13 protein-coding genes and 2 pseudogenes are annotated in these 18,266 nt (G+C 64.1%); 9 read left to right on the top strand and 6 right to left on the bottom strand.

The genetic code is table 11. The annotated features are described in order from the left end of the window. Positions 1-16: 16 nt before the first annotated feature. Both H9K75_RS21910 and H9K75_RS21905 read left to right on the top strand, forming a co-directional pair. Positions 17-1,222, top strand: a complete 1,206-nt coding sequence (locus H9K75_RS21910; RefSeq protein ID WP_187724130.1) for an acetyl-CoA C-acetyltransferase — start codon at positions 17-19, stop codon at positions 1,220-1,222. Positions 1,223-1,242: 20 nt separating this feature from the next. Then, positions 1,243-3,378, top strand: coding sequence for a 3-hydroxyacyl-CoA dehydrogenase NAD-binding domain-containing protein (locus H9K75_RS21905; protein ID WP_187724129.1), 2,136 nt, complete (start codon positions 1,243-1,245; stop codon positions 3,376-3,378). 18 nt (positions 3,379-3,396) lie between these two features. Here H9K75_RS21905 and H9K75_RS21900 read toward each other — a convergent pair whose 3' ends face one another. The 4 genes from H9K75_RS21900 to H9K75_RS21885 all read right to left on the bottom strand — a co-directional run bounded on the left by H9K75_RS21900 (position 3,397) and on the right by H9K75_RS21885 (position 7,908). Continuing rightward, a complete protein-coding gene (locus tag H9K75_RS21900; RefSeq protein ID WP_226858364.1) occupies positions 3,397-4,734 on the bottom strand; it encodes a cobyrinate a,c-diamide synthase in 1,338 nt (445 codons plus the stop codon). Positions 4,735-4,742: 8 nt separating this feature from the next. Next, positions 4,743-5,843: a chorismate synthase gene (gene aroC / locus H9K75_RS21895; protein ID WP_187724128.1), complete on the bottom strand. Its 1,101-nt coding sequence runs from the start codon at positions 5,841-5,843 to the stop codon at positions 4,743-4,745. A 17-nt stretch (positions 5,844-5,860) separates the two neighbouring features. Continuing rightward, a complete protein-coding gene (locus H9K75_RS21890; protein ID WP_187724127.1) occupies positions 5,861-7,381 on the bottom strand; it encodes a CoA transferase in 1,521 nt (506 codons plus the stop codon). A 77-nt stretch (positions 7,382-7,458) separates the two neighbouring features. After that, the gene (locus H9K75_RS21885) at positions 7,459-7,908 is read right to left on the bottom strand and encodes a CBS domain-containing protein (RefSeq protein WP_187724126.1); all 450 of its coding nucleotides are present in this window, start codon (positions 7,906-7,908) and stop codon (positions 7,459-7,461) included. A gap of 104 nt (positions 7,909-8,012) precedes the next feature. Between H9K75_RS21885 and H9K75_RS21880 the strand changes: the two are divergent. The 4 genes and pseudogenes from H9K75_RS21880 to H9K75_RS21865 all read left to right on the top strand — a co-directional run bounded on the left by H9K75_RS21880 (position 8,013) and on the right by H9K75_RS21865 (position 11,765). Further along, a pseudogene (locus H9K75_RS21880) lies at positions 8,013-9,310 on the top strand (O-acetylhomoserine aminocarboxypropyltransferase). A 51-nt stretch (positions 9,311-9,361) separates the two neighbouring features. Further along, positions 9,362-10,222: an alpha/beta fold hydrolase gene (locus H9K75_RS21875; RefSeq protein ID WP_187724125.1), complete on the top strand. Its 861-nt coding sequence runs from the start codon at positions 9,362-9,364 to the stop codon at positions 10,220-10,222. Positions 10,223-10,305: 83 nt separating this feature from the next. Beyond that, complete coding sequence (locus H9K75_RS21870; RefSeq protein ID WP_187724124.1) at positions 10,306-10,614, top strand: DUF962 domain-containing protein; 309 nt, start codon at positions 10,306-10,308, stop codon at positions 10,612-10,614. A 134-nt stretch (positions 10,615-10,748) separates the two neighbouring features. After that, entirely contained in the window at positions 10,749-11,765 is a 1,017-nt protein-coding gene (locus H9K75_RS21865; RefSeq protein ID WP_187726149.1) for a Bug family tripartite tricarboxylate transporter substrate binding protein, read from the top strand. 16 nt (positions 11,766-11,781) lie between these two features. Here H9K75_RS21865 and H9K75_RS21860 read toward each other — a convergent pair whose 3' ends face one another. After that, positions 11,782-12,480 (bottom strand): HAD family hydrolase, encoded by a 699-nt coding sequence (locus H9K75_RS21860; RefSeq protein ID WP_187724123.1) that lies wholly within the window; start codon positions 12,478-12,480, stop codon positions 11,782-11,784. Between the two features lie 226 nt (positions 12,481-12,706). Here H9K75_RS21860 and yddG point away from each other — a divergent pair, with 226 nt between their 5' ends. Next, positions 12,707-13,591 (top strand): aromatic amino acid DMT transporter YddG, encoded by an 885-nt coding sequence (gene yddG, locus H9K75_RS21855; RefSeq protein WP_187724122.1) that lies wholly within the window; start codon positions 12,707-12,709, stop codon positions 13,589-13,591. 245 nt (positions 13,592-13,836) lie between these two features. Here the strand turns inward: yddG and katG are convergent, their stop codons facing one another. Beyond that, positions 13,837-16,041: a catalase/peroxidase HPI gene (gene katG / locus H9K75_RS21850; RefSeq protein ID WP_187724121.1), complete on the bottom strand. Its 2,205-nt coding sequence runs from the start codon at positions 16,039-16,041 to the stop codon at positions 13,837-13,839. Between the two features lie 325 nt (positions 16,042-16,366). Here katG and hemH point away from each other — a divergent pair. Together hemH and H9K75_RS21840 are read left to right on the top strand one after the other, a co-directional pair. After that, positions 16,367-17,385: pseudogene (hemH, locus tag H9K75_RS21845) on the top strand (ferrochelatase). Positions 17,386-17,439: 54 nt separating this feature from the next. Continuing rightward, positions 17,440-18,156, top strand: a complete 717-nt coding sequence (locus H9K75_RS21840; protein WP_187724120.1) for a glutathione S-transferase N-terminal domain-containing protein — start codon at positions 17,440-17,442, stop codon at positions 18,154-18,156. Positions 18,157-18,266: the final 110 nt, after the last annotated feature.

Below are 18,266 nucleotides of genomic sequence, written 5' to 3'. Positions count from 1 at the left end.
AGCCCCAAGACATCCCATGCAAGACGTTTTCATCTACGACCACGTGCGCACACCGCGCGGCAAGGGCCGCACGAATGGTGCGCTGCACATCATCACCCCGGTTCAACTGGCCATACAGACGCTGAATGCCCTGCGCGAACGCAGCATCGCCCATCCCGCAGAAATCGACGATGTCGGGCTTGGCGTGGTCATGCCGATTGGCGAACAGGGAGCGGACATCACCCGTGTGGCGCTGCTGGAAGCAGGCTACGGCGATTCGGTCTCGGGCTTTCAGCTCAATCGCTTCTGCACCTCGGCGCTCGACACCGTGAAGCTGGTCGCTGGCCTGATCGCGTCCGGTCAGGCCGATGCGGCCATCGGCGGCGGCGTCGAATCGATGTCGCGCGTGCAGATCGGTAGCGATGGCGGTGCCGTCTACACCGATCCCAGCATCGGCGCGCGCCATCCCTATATTCCCAACGGCGTCGCCGCCGACCTGATGGCCGCGCTCGACGGCGTGACGCGCGCCGAGGTGGACGCCTACGCCGTCGAAAGCCAGCGCCGCGCAGCCGAGGCCGTTGCATCGGGCAGGTTCGACGCATCGCTGATTCCCGTGCGTGATCGGCTCGGGCAGGTGGTACTCGCGCGTGACGAGGCCCATCGCCCCGGCACCACGCTCGCCGATCTGGCCAAGCTGCCGCCCGCGTTCGACAAAGCTGCGGCTGCGGGCTATGGATCCATCGTGCTGCAACGCTATCCGCAGCTCGAAGCCTTCGAGCCAGTGCATACCGGGGGAAATTCGAGCGGCATCGTCGATGGCGCCTGCGCCGTGCTGCTGGGCAACGCAGCGTTCGGCGAACGCAACGGCCTGACGCCGCGCGCGCGCATCCGGGCGGCTGCGAGTTGCGCCGACGAGCCCCTTCTCAGCCTTGGCGGGCCGATCCCCGTCACGCACAAGACGCTTGCCAGAGCCGGCATGACGATCGCCGACATCGATCTCTTCGAGGTCAACGAGGCCTTCGCAATCGTGCCCATGCGCTACAGCAGGTGCTTTGAGATCGATCCCGCGCGCATCAACGTGAACGGCGGCGCCATCGCACTGGGACACCCTCTTGGTGCCACCGGTGCCATGTTGCTCGGAACCCTGCTCGATGAGTTGGAGCGCCGGGACCTCGCAACCGGCCTGGTCACGCTCTGCGCAGCCGCGGGCCAATCCACGGCCATGATCATCGAACGTGTCTGAACGAAGTTGGAACAAAACGCATGCCCCATCCCGAACTCTTTCCAGTCCAGCTCGATGAACACCGCATTGCCCACGTGCGGCTGCCCGAATGCAGCCACGCGGCGGACTCCGTGGAGCCAGCGGAGCTACGCGAACTCATCGTCACACTGCAGCAACATGCACAGCAGGAGTCGATACTTGGTTTCGTGATCCACGCGCAAGGCTCGAACTGGCTGCCGCAGGCAAGCGCCAGCGCGTGGCTTGCGTTCTGTTCGACGGGCGACGCCGCTGCAATGGCCAGCAACATCCTTCGACGTTCACAGTGGCTGCGGACGGTGGAGCGCCTATCCAAACCCGTTGCCATCGTCGTGGAGGGCAACTGCCTGGATCTTTGCCTGGAGTTCGCCCTGGCCTGCCACCATCGCATCGTTGCCACACGCGAGCAGTCCGCGCAATTCGGCCTCCCACTCGTACGGCGCGGCATTCCCCCGATGGCCGGGGCAACGCAACGCCTCCCGAGAATCAGCGGCATTCCCGCGGCTCTTCCCGTGCTTCTCGGGACCTCGATGTGGGACACAGCGGCGGCGCTGGAGCACAAGCTGATCGGCGCCGCCCTGCCGCCCGAGGACGCGATTGCAGCAGCTATTGAATGGGTGCTGGCCCATCCTCAGGCACAGGCAGCGTGGGACGCCAAGGGCTACCGAATCCCGCAAGGTGCCGGTGCGATGGCCGCGCACGCGGGGAAGAGCTTTGGCGACTCCATCGCGAGCATCCGCAAATCGACCCATGACCACCAGCCCGCGCCACTGTCCATCGTGACGGCGGTGTATGAAGGCACGCAACTGCCCATCGATGCAGGACTGTTGATCGAAGCCCAATGCGCGGCCCAAACGCTGTCTCAACCGGCCACAGGCAATCAGATCCGCACGCTCTGGCTGGAGCAGGACCGGGCCCGGCAATTGGTGCGTCGCCCCCCGGATGTTCCGCGCCATGAAGTTCGCCAGTTGGGCGTGCTCGGTTCTGGCCTGATGGGCGCAGGCATTGCCCAGATTGCCGCTGCGGCGGGCATCGACGTGGTGCTGATCGACACCAGCGCGGAGCGCGCAGCGCAGGCTCGCGACAAGGTGAGCGCCGCGCTGCAACGCTCGCACGGCGACAAGGCCGACGCCATCGCGCGGCGAATCACCGCCAGCAACGACCTGCAGCGCCTTCGCGGCAGTGACTTCATCATCGAAGCCATCTACGAAGACCGCTCCGCCAAGGCAGGGTTGATGGCCGAGGCCGCGCAGGTACTGGCCGACCGCGCCGGGCATTTCGTCTGGGCCAGCAATACCTCGACGCTTCCGATCACCGGACTCGCAGGCTATTGGCCGAACCCTGAGCAAGTGATCGGCATGCACTTCTTCTCGCCCGTGCCACGCATGGCGCTGCTTGAAATCATCAACGGCGAGCAGACCAGCAGTGCAACGCTGGCGCGCGCCATGGATCTGGCAGCACGCCTCGGCAAGACGCCGATCCTCGTGAACGACAGCCCGGGTTTCTATACGAGCCGCATTTTCTGCGCGTATATCGACGAAGGCATGGCGATGCTGGCGGAGGGCATTCACCCTGCACTCATCGAAAATGCGGCGCGACAGGCGGGCTTCGCCACCTCGCCTCTGGCGGTCACGGACGAAGTGTCGCTCGACCTGCAGGCGCTGGTCATCGGCCAGGCGCAGCGCGACGGTCTTGACGAAAAATTCCTGCGTCGCCCGGCGCAGCCTGTCGTGGAACGCATGAACACGCTGCAGCGTCTGGGTCGCAAAAGCGGCGGCGGCTTCTACGACTACCCTGCCGAAGGCAACAAACGATTGTGGCCGGGCCTTGAGCGGGAATTTCCACTTGCCGACAAGCAACCGGACGCTGCAACGGTCCGCTCGCGCCTGCTGTGCATGCAGGCGCTGGAATCGGCGCGTTGTCTGGAGGAATCCGTTCTCACGGCATCGACCGACGGAGACATCGGCTCGATTCTCGGCCTCGGCTATCCCGCGTGGACCGGCGGCACCCTCAGCTACATCGACATGCTGGGCGTGGAGACCTTTGTGCGCCAGTGCGACGCGCTCGCGGATCAGTTTGGCGAGCGCTTGCGTCCGTCGGCCTGGCTGCGCCAGCGTGCCTCGCTGCGCCAAGGCGGCTGACGTACCTCGAAATTCCGTTCAGCGAAGAAACAGCGCAGCGGCGGCTTCCGGATTCGACGCAAACCACGCATGAAAGTAACTCATGCGCAGCGAGCCTTCGGCGTGAATGCACTCGAGTTGCGAGCCCTCATCGACGCTGCGTTCGTCAAGCAGGCGCCGTGTGTGCCCGGTCACGGGCATGTCGGTCTCACAACTTGAATAGTGAAACCCGTGACCGCGCAGCAGTCCCCACGGGGTTTGCCAGGCCTGCATGCCGAGACCGCGCAATCGTTCGTGCTGCGTCACGACGCCGGAAACCACGCCCAGCAACGGCGCACGCAAATTCTTCGCGGGCCAGCGCAGCTCCTGCATCAGCGCGATCATGCCGCCGCATTCTGCCCAGATCGGTTGGTTCGCCTTCCAGTGCGCGTCGATCTGGCTCGCCAATCGGCGCTGCTCCGCGAGCGCCGCTGCATGCAGCTCGGGGTAGCCGCCAGGAAGCCACAGCGCATCGCACTCGGGCAGCGCATCGCCCGCGAGCGGCGAGAAATAGTGGACCGACGCGCCCTGCTCCTGCAGGAATGCAATGTTCGCCGGGTAGATGAAGCGGAAAGCGGCGTCGCGCGCAACGGCAATGCGACGGCCTTGGAGCAGTGGCCGGGCATGGTGCGCTTCATCCGGCGCGTCGATGCTCACGCCCCAGCGTGTCTGCCACTCGTTCCACTCCAGTTGGCCCAAGGCGGATTGCGCGAGCGACTGCGCCACCTGCGCAATGCGATCATGTCCATCCTCCAGTTCATCGGCGGCAACAAGCCCCAGATGGCGTGACGGGATCGGCGCCTTCTCCATGCCCTGCTGTCGCATCACCTGACCGAGCAGCGGCAGATCATCGGGCATGCTCGCGCTCAGCATCCGGGCGTGGCGTTCACTGGCCACGCGATTGGCAAGCGCCCCCGCGATGCGCAGACCCGGTCGGTATTTCGCCAGCCCAAAGGCGAGCGCGCCGAAGGTCTCGGCCATGGCGGAGGCATCGATCACCAGAAGTATCGGCAGATTCCACAGCGCGGCCATGTCGGCGGCACTGCGCGCGCCGTCGTACAACCCCATCACGCCCTCGATCAGCACCACGTCGTTGCTGCGCGTTGCGCGAGCCAGCCGCCGCTGGATGTCGGCCTTGCCGCACATCGCCAGATCGAGGTTGTCCACGCACTGGCCGCTGGCGAGCGCGAGCCAGGTGGGATCGAGAAAATCCGGCCCGCACTTGAACACCTTCACGCGCTTGCCGCGCGAATGCAGCAGATGCGCGAGCGCGGCGGTCACGGTGGTCTTTCCCTGCCCGGAGGCGGGCGCGGCAATCAGCAGGACCGGGCAGGACACCGGCGTGGTCAGGACTGGATCGAAGCGGGAATCGGTGCGAGGCCCGATTCCACGTCGCCGCACTGTGCGCGGTGACGCAGCGCGTGGTCCATGATCACCAGCGCGAGCAGTGCCTCCGCGATGGGCGCGGCGCGAATGCCGACACAGGGGTCGTGGCGACCCTTGGTGATCACCTCGACCGATTCGCCGAGTGTGTTGATGGAGTGACGCGGGCTGATGATCGAGCTGGTCGGCTTGATGCCGATGCTCACCTCGATGTCCTGACCCGAGCTGATGCCGCCCAGAACGCCGCCCGCGTTGTTGGTCTCGAAACCCCGCGTCGTGAGCGAATCGCCATGCGTCGTGCCACGTTGCGTGACGCTGTCAAATCCCGCGCCGATCTCCACGGCCTTCACCGCGTTCAGACCCATCATCACATGGGCGATGTCGGCATCGAGCTTGTCATACAGCGGCTCACCCAGACCGACCGGCACACCGCTGGCCTGCACGCGCACCTTGGCACCGATGGAGTCACCCGACTTGCGCAGCCGATCCATGTAGTCCTCATACGCCTGCACGTCGGCCACGGGTGCGAAGAATGGATTGTGGGGCACGTGTTCCCAGCTCTCGAACGGAATTTCAAGCTCGCCGATCTGCGTCATGCAGGCACGGAACTCGACGCCGTGTTTTTCCTTGAGCCATTTCTTGGCAACCGCGCCTGCGGCCACGGTCGGCGCGGTCAGGCGCGCGGACGAACGACCACCGCCGCGCGGATCGCGAATGCCGTATTTCTGGAAATAGGTGTAGTCGGCATGACCCGGACGAAAGCTCTGCGCGATGTTGGTGTAGTCCTTGCTGCGCTGATCCGTATTGCGGATCAACAGCGCAATCGGCGTGCCCGTGGTCCTGCCTTCGTAAACGCCGGAGAGGATCTCGACGCTGTCGGATTCGTTGCGCTGCGTGACGTGGCGGCTCGTGCCTGGACGGCGACGGTCCAGATCGAGCTGGATGTCGGCCTCGGTCAACGCCATGCCCGGAGGGCAGCCATCAATCACGCAGCCGATGGCCGGACCGTGGGATTCACCGAAGTTGGTGACGCAGAAAAGAGTACCGAGTGTGTTGCCGCTCATAAGCCCTGCATTATCGCTTAGGTGCCAGCGCCTGCGCCTTGGCCTCGTGTGGCCCGCTCATTCGGTGTCGTCTTGAATCCATGCGGCCTGATCGGTTCCCGGGGGACGGAAGGTCGGTCCCATCCCGAGGGCGTTGCCGACAACATGCCCGCATGCGTCACCGCCTGCAACGCCCCGAAGCCGCTGGGCTCAGCCCGCAACCAGGGCGCGACCCGTTCATCCACCTTGCCTGGTGCTCCCTGCCCCGCAACCGGTCTTCGCCCGAGCTGCCGCAGCCATTGCGCCACGCGCGCCAGCGACACCTGCACATGCCACGTGCCACCCTGCCCGGCCTGCCGCATGAGCGCGACCTGCACGCCGAACGCCAGCAGAAATCCCGCGCAGTAGTCCAGCGTCTGCATCGGCAAGGCACGCGGTTCCGCGCTTTGAAAGGCCGCCGCTTCGTCACTGTTGATGCCGCTCACGGTCTGCACCAAGGAATCGAAACCGCGCTTGTCCGCCCAGGGCCCTTCGCGCCCGTAGGCCGAGAGACTCGCATAGACGATGCCCGGACGGATCTGCGCGACCTCGCTCACCCCCAACCCCAGTCGCTGGAGACCACCGGGCCGGTAACCCTGAATGAAGACATGCGCCTCCTGCAGCAGCCGCCGCATGGTCGCACTGGCCGCAGCGTCCTTCAAATCGAGCCATGCGGAGCGCTTGCCACGGCTTACGTCGGCAATGGCCTCGATATTGGGCAGGTGCGGCGAATTGATCATCAAAACATCCGCGCCATATGCCGCCAGGGTGCGCGCACCCACGGGCCCAGCCAGGATGCGCGTGAGATCGAGCACCTTGAGACCGGCAAGCGGTCGTTGCTTGCCCGAATGCGCGGGCCATGCGAGCGGTTTCGCGTCTGCCACACGCGTGATGCCGACCAGCTCCTGCGCGGCGATGGCCGCTTGCACGGGACTTGCCAGCCACTCGGCGCTGGTTCGCACGGCGGCCACCACCAGTCCGGCCTGCGTGGCCTGGCTCTCGAAGTCCACCGCGGTCCAACGCCTCAGGGCCTGCCGCACCTGTTCGCGCGTCGTGCCCTCGCCCTCGGGCAATCCGAGCAATCGCAGTGCGCCATCTCGATGGTGCGCAAAATTCGCATGAATGCGCACGTGGCCCGGCTGGTCGGTGTCTTCACCGCACGCGTACAGTCCCGACACCGGGGACCACACCGGTGGCCGCTCTCCATCGAGCGTGAAATAGCCGGTGGACTCGGCCAGTGCATGCTGCACGTCCACACTCACCCGTTGCGGCGCGGACGCCGGGCTTCTCAACCGTTCAATCTCGCTCGCCGCCAGCGCCGCAGCCGCGACCGCTGTTTGCGCCGCCACATCGACGGCAAAGCTGCTCGGGAAACCCATGGCCACGCCATGCAGATGCGCACGCTCCAATGCCTGCATCGGCAGGCCCGCCTGCTGCCAGAGCGCACTCAGCGCCTGCTGCGCCGTGCATGGAGCGTCGGCGCCGTGGTGATCATGGGGGTTGCGGGTGGTCGCACTCATCGTTGGCGCTCCAGAAATGCGGTGCGGTCAGTGCACGACAGCAGTCGAGCCCTGGCAGCACCATCAGGCCCGCGTTTTCAAACCGACTGATTTTGCTCCGGCCAGTCGCGGATATAGGCCTTGAGCAGTTTGTTCTCGAAGTTCTGGCTGTCCACCACGGCCTTGGCGACGTCGTAGAAGCTCACCACGCCCATGAGCATGCGCTTGTCCATCACCGGCATGTAGCGTGCGTGGCGGTTGAGCATCATGCGGCGCACCTCGTCCATGTCGGTTTCGAGCGTGCAGGTCAGCGGCGCGTCGTCCATGGCCTTGCGTACCAGCATGGTGCCGACGCTGCCGCCGTTTTTCTGCAAGGCCTGAATCACTTCGCGGAAAGTGAGCATGCCCACGAGGTCGCCATGCTCCATCACGACGAGCGAGCCGATGTCTTTTTCGGACATGACATCGACGGCCTGCGAAAGCGGTTCGTCGGGCGTGACTGTATAGAGCGTATTGCCCTTGACTCGAAGGATGTCGCTGACTTTCATGGGGTATCTCCTTAGGGCAAGCTACGCACCGGGGGTGCGCATGGCCGAATCTCCACGAAATATAGCCCACAATTGCAGGCAACCCGATCTTCCTGGAGACCTGAATGCCCGGATATTCTGACCCCGGCTTCGATACGCTGTCGCTGCACGCAGGCACGCAGCCCGATCCTGCCACGGGCGCGCGCGCCGTCCCCATCCATCTGACGACCTCGTTCGTCTTCGAGTCGAGCGATCACGCGGCCAGCCTCTTCAATCTGGAGCGTCCGGGCATGTCTACAGCCGCATCAGCAACCCCACCAATGCGGTGCTTGAGCAGCGCGTGTCGGCGCTCGAGGGTGGCGTCGGCGCGATTGCAGTGGCGAGCGGTCAGGCGGCGCTGCATCTGTCGATAGCCACGCTGATGGGGGCCGGCAGCCACATCGTCGCGAGCACCGCGCTCTATGGTGGCAGCCAGAATCTGCTGCACTACACGCTCGCGCGCTTCGGCATTTCGACCACCTTCGTGAAGCCGGGCGACATCGACGGCTGGAAGGCTGCCGTGCAGCCCAACACCAAGTTGTTCTTCGGCGAAACCGTGGGCAACCCGGGCCTTGACGTGCTCGACATTCCCACGATTTCCGAGATCGCGCACGCCGCCGGTGTGCCGCTGCTGATGGATTCCACGCTGACCTCTCCCTGGCTCATCAAGCCCTTCGAGCATGGCGCGGACATCATCTACCACTCCGCAACCAAATTCCTGTCCGGCCATGGCACCGTGGTCGGCGGCATCGTGGTGGACGGCGGCAGTTTCGATTGGGAGAAATCCGGCAAATTTCCCGAGCTGACCGAGCCCTACGACGGCTTTCACAACATGGTGTTTTCCGAGGAGAGCACCACCGGCGCATTCCTGTTGCGCGCACGCCGCGAAGGCCTGCGCGACTTCGGCGCATGCATGAGCCCGCACACCGCGTGGCTGATTCTGCAGGGCATCGAGACGCTTGCGCTGCGCATGGAACGCCACATGCGCAACACCGAGAAGGTGGTGCAGTTTCTCGCAAGCCACCCGTTGGTCAGCCGCGTCGGCCACCCGATGCTGGAGACACATGCGTCCTACGAACTGGCCAAAAAACTGCTGCCGCGCGGTGCGGGTTCGGTGTTCAGTTTCGACATCAACGGCAACCGCAATCAGGGCAAGAAGTTCATCGAAACGCTCAAGGTCTTCAGCCATCTCGCCAACGTGGGCGATTGCCGCTCGCTGGTGATTCATCCGGCGAGCACCACGCATTTCCGCATGACCGACGATGCGCTCGCGCAGGCCGGCATCGGCCAGGGCACGATTCGCCTGTCGATCGGGCTCGAAGATGCCGATGACCTGATCGACGATTTGAAGCGCGCGTTGAAGGCGGCCGAGAAGGCCGCGTGAACCGCGAACCAGCTCGTACCGACCCAACCGTATCACTCAGGAGACCAGCGCATGCAGATCGACGTCCATGGTGCCCAGATTTATGCCTACACCGGCGGCAAGGCATTTGACGCTGGCAGGCCGACCGCCATCCTCATCCACGGTGTGCTGTGTGATCACAGCGTGTGGGCGCTGCAAAGCCGCTACCTGGCCAATCACGGCTGGAACGTGCTTGCCATCGACCTGCCGGGGCATTGCAAAAGCGGTGGCACAGCGCCGCAGAGCGTGGAAGAGGCGGCTACCTTCATCGGCGAACTGATGGATGCGGCAGGCCTGCAAAAGGCTGCGCTCATCGGCCATAGCTGGGGCAGCCTGATTGCCATGCAGGCGGCGTCGCAACTCAAGGAACGGGTGAGCCATCTGGTGCTGGTGGGTGCGGCGTATCCCATGAAGGTTTCGCCCGCGCTGCTCGAATCGGCCGTCAAGACGCCCGAGCAGGCGATCCACATGATCAACGTGTTCTCGCGCGCGACGCTCTCGCCACCGAGCGGCGCTGGCAGTTGGGTGTTTGGCGCGGGCAAGGCGCTTGGCCGCCGCGTGCTGGCCAGCAATCGCGAAACGAATCTGCTGTACACCGGCTTCAATGCCTGCGACACCTACGCGGGCGGCGAGGCGGCGATGGCCGCCCTTGTCTGCCCGGTGCTGTTCGCGCTTGGTGATCAGGACCAGATGACGCCGCCCAAGGCCGCAAAGGGCTTGATGGACGCGGCCAAGGCGGCGGGCAAGCAGGTCAGCCTTGCCACGCTGCCCAGCGGGCACAACCAGATGACCGAGGCGCCCGATGAAACGCTGTTTGCCATTCGGGATTTTCTGACACGCCATACGCCGCCCGTGTCCGCGCCAGCGCAGCGTCAGGAGCCTGCAATCCCCTGAAATTTGCCCGGCTTGGGGTTCTGCCGGACCGGGCGTATAAGTCTGATGAAGCCACGCCCGGCTTGCGTCTCGAGAGGCCGCCCATGGACCCGCGCCAGTTCAAGACCTTTGCGGAGTTCTATCCCTTCTATCTGAAGGAACACGGCAACCGCGCCTGTCGCCGCTTGCATTTCATCGGCACCTCGCTTTCGCTGCTGTTCCTGATCGGGCTGGTCGTCACGGGCCATCCCGGGTACCTGCTCGCCGCGCTGGTCTGCGGCTATGGCTTCGCCTGGGTCGGACACTTCGCATTCGAGAAGAACCAGCCCGCGAGCTTCCGGCGGCCGCTCTACAGCTTTCGCGGCGACTGGGTGATGTGGCGGGACATGCTGACCGGAAAAATTCCGTTTTGAGCACCTAGGGCCTAGTCACCCCCGCGAAAACCCGGAGCGTGCTGACAGCCAATCGACAGCAAAAAACGGCAAGATCGGCACAGACACAACAGCGCTCTGCATGGAGACACACAATGCTCAAACCCGACCCACTGATGCCCGAGCACATTCCCGCATCGTCGCTGAGCGGCATGAATCGCCGCCATCTCCTGGCTCTGGCTGGGGGTGCCTCGCTTTCCGGACTGCTGCTTCCCGCCGCAGCGCAGGCGCAGGCGGCGTGGCCGTCGAAGTCCGTGCGCTTCGTGGTGCCGTTCGCGCCCGGTGGCAGTTCCGAGATCGTGGCCCGGTCAACCGCTGCCGAGCTGACCAGGCAGCTTGGCCAGAGCGTCTACGTGGACAACAAGCCGGGCGCTGCGGGCAACATCGCCATGCAGGAAGTCGCGCGCTCGGACGATCAGCACACGGTGATCCTCGGCCACATCGGCACGCTCGCGGTGAATCCCTATATCTTCGAAAAGCTGCCCTATGACGCGAACAAGGACTTCAAGCCGGTCTCGCTGCTCGCCAAGGTGCCCAGCCTCTACGTGGTCCATCCCGACGTGCCGGTCAAGAATCTGCGCGAGCTGATCGCCTACGCCAAGCAGAAGCCCGGAAAGCTCAGCTATGGCTCGGCGGGCAACGGCAGCGCGGGGCATCTGGCGTTCGAATATCTGAAGATGACGGCGGACTTCTTCATGCTGCATGTGCCCTATCGCGGCACCGGGCCGATGATGCAGGATCTGCTCGCAGGCCGGCTCGACGCCGCTTCGGTCGGTGCCGCTGCCCTGCTTCAATTCATCAAATCCGGCAAGGTGCGCTGCATCGCGACCGGCTCTGCGCAACGCCTGCCGCAGATTCCCGACGTGCCAACGGTTGCCGAACAAGGCTTTCCAGGCTTCGAGATGACGCAGTGGTACGGCATGCTCGCGCCCTCCACGATGAAGCAGGAACACATCGACAAGCTCGCCGTGGAATGCGCCAAGGCGGTGAAGGCTCCGGAATCTCAGCGCCGACTTCAGGGCGATGCGGCCGAGGCGATTGGCGGCACGCCCGCCGAATTCGCCAAGTTCATCGCGCAGGAGCAGCAGCGTTGGCAAAAAGTGCTCAAGCGCGCGGGCGTAAAGCCGGACTGACCGCGCTCGTCATCTTTTACCTGAGGATCGCGCAGAGCTGCGCGAGGCTCGTCACCTCGGCATGCGGCTTAGCCTCCAGCTCCCAGGGCCTGGCGTCCATGTTGATCCAGGCGGTCTGCATGCCCGCATTGAGCGCGCCCTCCACGTCCAGGCGCTGATCGTCACCGACATGCAGCACGGCCTGCGCTGCGTGACCCGCCTGCTGCGCGCCAGCATGAAAGATGCGCGCATCGGGCTTGCCGACACCGAATCCCTGAGCGCTCAAGGCCGCCTTGAAAAAACGGCCAAGGCCGATGCGCTGCAAATCCGCATTGCCGTTGGAGATCGCCACCAGCGGATAGCGCGAGGCGAGAAATTCCAGCGTCTCGAGCGCGTCCTCGAACAGCACCACGTTCTGGCGCTCGGCGAAGAAGATGTCAAACGCCGGCTCGGCCAACGCGGGATCGTCGCCGCTTTCGATCAGCGCCGCGCGGATCGATTCGCGGCGCATCGCACTCAGGTCGGCGCGCAGTTCGGGCCGTTCGAGTTCGATACGCTCGCGAATCCTGCGCAGCGAGCGCGAGTCCGGATACGCCGCCGCCGTGGCCGGAGCACGCTCCCTGAGCCATTCGGCCACGACTTCCTCGGCGCGCGTGATGGTCGGCCACACGGGCCACAGGGTGTCATCGAGATCGATGGTGACGGCCTTGATGCGGGAAATATCCAAAGTGTGCATGGTGCGCCAAGCATAGCCGCAGAGCATCCGCAGGGGCGGCAAAGGGAAAAGCAGCGCTGCATCATGAGCGAAGTGCGCCTCGCCGCGTTTGTGCAAAAAACACGCTGGTTTTGGTGATACAACCAAACACCGGGCCGTGTCGATCCGTGCTCCAACCGCAGGCCACGGTCTGCTGCTGCGGCCCCCGACCCTCAATCCACATCGTCACCTTCCGCCCACTCCACAGATGCCCAGCCGGAAAAATGCCACCATCGTCGGCCTTGTCGCCATTGCTCTTTGGTCGTCCATCGTCGGCCTGATCCGCAGCGTCAGCGAGGGACTGGGCGCGACCGGCGGTGCCGCCATGATCTATTCGGTGGCCTCGGTGCTTTTGCTGCTGACCGTGGGCTTTCCGCGTCTGCGGGAAATGCCCCGGACCTACCTGATCTGGGGCAGCGTGCTGTTCGTTTCGTATGAGTTGTGCCTTGCCCTGTCGATCGGCTACGCGCACACGGGCCAGCAGGCCATCGAGGTCGGCATGGTCAACTATCTGTGGCCGACGTTCACGATGATCGCGGCGATTGTCTTCAATGGACAGAGAGCCAGTGGGCTCGTTTATCCGGGCCTGTTGATTTCGCTGGCGGGCATCGTCTGGGTGCTTGCGGGCGAGCAGGGATTCAACGTTTCGGGAATGCTGGCAAACGTGCAGGACAACCCCTTGAGCTACGGCCTGGCCTTCGCCGGTGCCCTCATCTGGGCTGCGTACTGCACCGTTACCGCGCGCATCGCGAATGGCAAAAACGGCATTGCGCTGTTCTTCATGCTGACCGCCCTCGTCCTGTGGGTGAAATACCTGGCGGCAGGCGATGCGACGATGCACTGGAGCATGCCGACCGCCATCCATCTCGGTTTGGCTGCGGCCGCCATGGGGTTTGGCTACGCGGCGTGGAACGTCGGCATTCTTCATGGCAACGTCACCGTTCTCGCGGGCGCTTCGTATTTCACGCCGGTGCTGTCCGCGGCACTGGCGGCCGTCGTGCTGCAGGTTCCGTTGACCGCCTCGTTCTGGACCGGCGGTTTCATGGTGTGCGGCGGCGCGATCCTCTGCTGGCTGGCGACACGAAGAAGCTAGGGCCTGTTCACCCAACGCACGGGGATCGCGTTGTGCAGTCTTGGGATGGGATGCAAGGCGCAGGCTCGAAGCAAGGCAGGTACCTTGCGAGAGCCTGCAACGCCGCAGACCGCCCAAGACTGCGCAACCCTTCGGGCTTGCGCGACCCCGTGGGTTGTGTGAACAGGCCCTTAATAGCGCCACGAGGGCGCTTTCGTTTTCGTTGAGCTGGTGGAGGTAGTCCTCCGTTCAGCCCATCGCCTGCATCACTGCCTGAGGTCGAATCGATCCAGTTCCATCACCTTGGTCCAGGCGGCGACGAAGTCCCTGACCATCTTTTCCTTCGCGCCCGTCTGGGCGTACACCTCGGCCACGGCGCGCAGGATGGCATTCGAGCCGAACACCAGATCCACGCGCGTGCCGGTCCACTTTTTCTCGCCCGTCTTGCGATTCACGCCTTCGTAGGTGCCGTCGTCGAGCGCCTTCCACTGCGTGCCCATGTCCAGCAGGTTGACGAAGAAATCGTTCGTCAACCGCCCCGGGGTCTCGGTGAACACGCCGTGCTGGCTGCCGCCGGTGTTGATGTTGATGGCGCGCAGTCCGCCGACGAGTACCGTGAGTTCCGGAGCGGTCAGCGTCAGCAACTGGGCCTTGTCGATCAACAGGGCTTCGGCGGGCGCTGCGAATCGGCCTTGAAGGTGATTGCGAAAACCATCGGCCTTGGGCTCGAGGTACTGGAACGATTCGACGTCGGTCTGCTCGGCGCTTGCATCGCCACGCCCTGCGTGGAACGGCACGGCAATCGGCACGCCTGCATCGGCGGCGGCCTTTTCGACCCCGGCATTGCCAGCGAGCACGATCAGATCGGCCAGCGAGATGCGCTTGTCACCATCGGCAGCCTTGTTGAATTCGCGCTGTATGCCTTCGAGCGTGGACAGCACACGCGCCAATTGCTCCGGCTGGTTGACCTGCCAGTCCTTTTGCGGAGCGAGGCGAATGCGCGCGCCGTTGGCGCCGCCGCGCATGTCCGAGCCGCGGTAGGTCGAGGCGGAGGCCCAGGCCGTGCCGACCAGTTCCTGCACCGTGAGCCCCGAAGCCAGCACCCTGGCCTTGAGCGCGGCCACATCGTCCTGATGGACCAGCGGATGCTTGACGGCGGGAATCACGTCCTGCCAGATCAGTTCTTCCTTGGGCACTTCGGGACCCATGTAGCGCGAGCGCGGGCCGAGGTCGCGGTGGGTCAGCTTGAACCAGGCACGCGCGAACGCGTCGGCAAAGGCTTGCGGATTTTCAAGAAAGCGGCGCGAGATTTTTTCGTAGGCCGGGTCCACGCGCAGCGAGATGTCCGTGGTCAGCATGGTCGGCTTCTTGTGGGGGCCGCCATGCGCGTCGGGAATGATGTCGCCAGCGTCCTTGGCAACCCATTGCGTGGCACCGGCAGGGCTTTGTTCCTTGACCCACTCGAACTTGAAAAGGTTGTCGAAGAAGAAGTTGCTCCACTGCGCCGGCGTCTGCGTCCAGGTCACTTCAAGGCCCGAGGTGATCGCGTCCTTGCCGCTGCCCGTGCCAAAGCTGCTCTTCCAGCCGAGGCCCTGCGCCTCCAAGCCGTCCGACTCGGGCTCGGCACCCACATGGCTGGCCGGGCCTGCGCCGTGAGTCTTGCCGAAGGTGTGGCCGCCGGCGATCAGCGCGACGGTTTCCTCATCGTCCATCGCCATGCGCGCGAAGGTGTCGCGGATGTCGTGGGCCGCGGAGACCGGATCGCCATTGCCGTCGGGACCCTCGGGGTTCACATAGATCAGGCCCATCTGCACTGCGGCAAGCGGATTTTCCAGATCGCGTTCACCGCTGTAGCGGCTGTTGGGCTTGTCGCTCGTGGCAAGCCATTCCTTCTCCGCGCCCCAGTACACGTCCTGATCGGGAGTCCAGGTGTCCACACGGCCGCCCGCAAAACCAAAGGTGCGAAAGCCCATGGTTTCCAGTGCCACGTTGCCGCACAGAACCATCAGGTCGCCCCACGAAAGCTGGTTGCCGTACTTCTGCTTGATCGGCCAGAGCAGGCGGCGCGACTTGTCGATGTTCACGTTGTCGGGCCAGGAGTTGAGCGGGGCAAAACGCTGCTGCCCACGCGCCGCACCGCCTCGGCCATCCTGCACGCGGTAGGTTCCGGCGGCGTGCCACGCCATGCGGATGAACTGCGGGCCGTAGTGGCCGAAGTCGGCGGGCCACCAGTCCTGCGAGTCGGTCATCACCAGACGCAGGTCGCGCTTGACGGCTTCGTAGTCGAGCTTCCTGAATTCGTCTGCGTAGTTGAAGTCCTCGCCGAGCGGATTGCTCGTGGCGTTGTTCTGGCTCAGCAGATCGACGCGCAATTGATTGGGCCACCAGTCGCGGTTGGTCGTGCCATTGCCTTTGGCGGCGGTTTCGCTGTTGTGACCTTGATGGAAGGGACACTGGGCTTCATTCGTCATGGGCTTCTCCTGTTCAAGACTACGGGAACGCCCGGCACCTGACCGAAGGTGCCGGGCAAAAACAAATGCGATCAACAACTGAGTTGTGATTGCTATCAATTATCTCGTCGCCGACGCCGTGTCGCGCCACTTTGGCGATTGAATCTACGCAATTCCATCATAGGAAAAATCGACATGGCGAACACAACCATATGCCGCAAATTTCGTCCACATCAACGATCAACTTGCACCGCTTCTGGCATATGGATTTGAACCCGTGCGAGCCTGCGACAATCGACGGATGCAACCGCCTCAAGCAGATCCCACGCACACCCTATCTCCTGCCATGCAGGCATCGTCCGAATCTCCGGCGCGCTGTGCGGTCTTGCTGGTCAATCTGGGCACTCCCGACGAGCCGACGGCACCTGCGCTCAAGCGCTATCTCGCGCAGTTTCTGGGCGATCCGCGTGTGGTGGAGATTCCTCGCCTTGCCTGGTTGCCGATCCTGCACGGAATCATCCTCACCACGCGTCCCGCCAAATCGGCCGCCAAGTACAAGACCATCTGGACCAGGGACGGATCGCCGCTCGCCGTGTGGACCGCGAGGCAAGCCGTGATGCTGCGCGGCTGGCTCGGCGAAGCGGGCCTGCGCAATGTGAAGGTGGCCTATGCCATGCGCTACGGCCAGCCCGCGATAGCGGCGCAGCTTCAGGAATGGCTGAAAAGCGGCATCGACCGGGTGCTGGTGCTGCCGCTATATCCGCAATATTCGAGCACGACGACGGCCAGCGTGGTCGATGATGTGTACGCTTGGCTCGGCACGCAGCGCCGCATACCCGAGCTGCGTTTTGTGAACAGCTATCACGACCATCCTGCATACATCAAGGCACTTGCCAAAACCGTGCGCGAGCACTGGGGTCAGCAAGGCGGCCCCGCCGATAAACTGGTGATGAGCTTTCACGGCATTCCGGCGCGCAACGTGGCGCTGGGCGATCCCTATGCAGACGAATGCCAGACCACCGCACGGCTGCTCGCGCGCGAGCTGGGTCTCGCGCGTGAGCAATACCAGGTGACATTCCAGTCCCGTTTCGGCAAGGCGAAATGGCTTGAGCCCTACACCGAACCCACACTGGTGGCGATGGCGCAAAAGGGCATTGGACGCATCGACGTGATGTGCCCGGGCTTCACGAGCGACTGCCTGGAGACGCTCGAAGAAATCAATCAGGAAGCACGCGAGGCCTTCCTACACGCGGGGGCAAGGAGTTTCGCTACATTCCTTGTTTGAACGACAACCACGCCTGGATCACGGCGCTCACCACCATTGCCGGTGAGCATCTGGGCGGCTGGGTATCGCCCGGGCGATAACGCCGCAGACCGCCGCAGTTCGGACCGACAGCAGCCACGGAGACACTTCGCACCATGACCACTTCCGCCCTCGACGCATTTCCGATCACCCGCAAATGGCCCGCCCGCCACCCCGAGCGCCTGCAACTGTATTCGCTGCCCACGCCCAACGGCGTCAAGGTCTCGATCATGCTTGAGGAAACCGGCCTGCCCTACGAGGTGCATCGCGTGGCCTTCGACACCCAGGATCAGATGTCGCCCGAGTTCCTGTCGCTCAATCCGAACAACAAGATTCCGGCGATCATCGACCCGGACGGGCCCGACGGAAAACCGTTTGCGCTGTTTGAATCCGGCGCGATCCTGGTCTATCTCGCGAGCAAGACGGGCCAGCTCATGCCGCAGGATGCTGCGGGCAAATTCCATACGCTTCAGTGGCTGATGTTCCAGATGGGCGGCGTCGGGCCGATGTTTGGCCAGCTCGGCTTCTTCAACAAGTTCGCGGGCAAGGACTACGAAGACAAGCGCCCGCGCGACCGTTACGTCGCCGAGACGCGGCGTCTGCTCGGCGTGCTGGACGGGCAATACGGCAGGTCTCCGTGGATTGCAGGTGAGGACTACAGCATTGCCGACATCGCCATCCTGCCGTGGGTGCGCAACCTGATCGGGTTCTACGAATCGGGTGAGATCGTGGGCTTTTCGGATTTCAAACACCTTGCGAAGGCGCTCGATCTGTTTCTCGCGCGCAAGGCAGTTCAGCGCGGTCTGCAGATTCCGCCCACGCCGGCCGCCTGAGGGCCGCACTCCCACCTTCTGCGCGCAAATCAGCACCCACTTATACAGTCAACGGTATATGGGTAGTGCATCTTGATGGTTGGTTTCTCGCGCGGTACGGAGCAGAATCC

The sequence above is a fragment of the Diaphorobacter aerolatus genome (assembly GCF_014489535.1).
GTDB classification, from domain to species: domain Bacteria; phylum Pseudomonadota; class Gammaproteobacteria; order Burkholderiales; family Burkholderiaceae_C; genus Diaphorobacter_A; species Diaphorobacter_A aerolatus.
The sequence above is the reverse complement of the archived record's forward strand: the minus strand, read 5'-3'. Positions and strand labels throughout refer to the sequence as shown.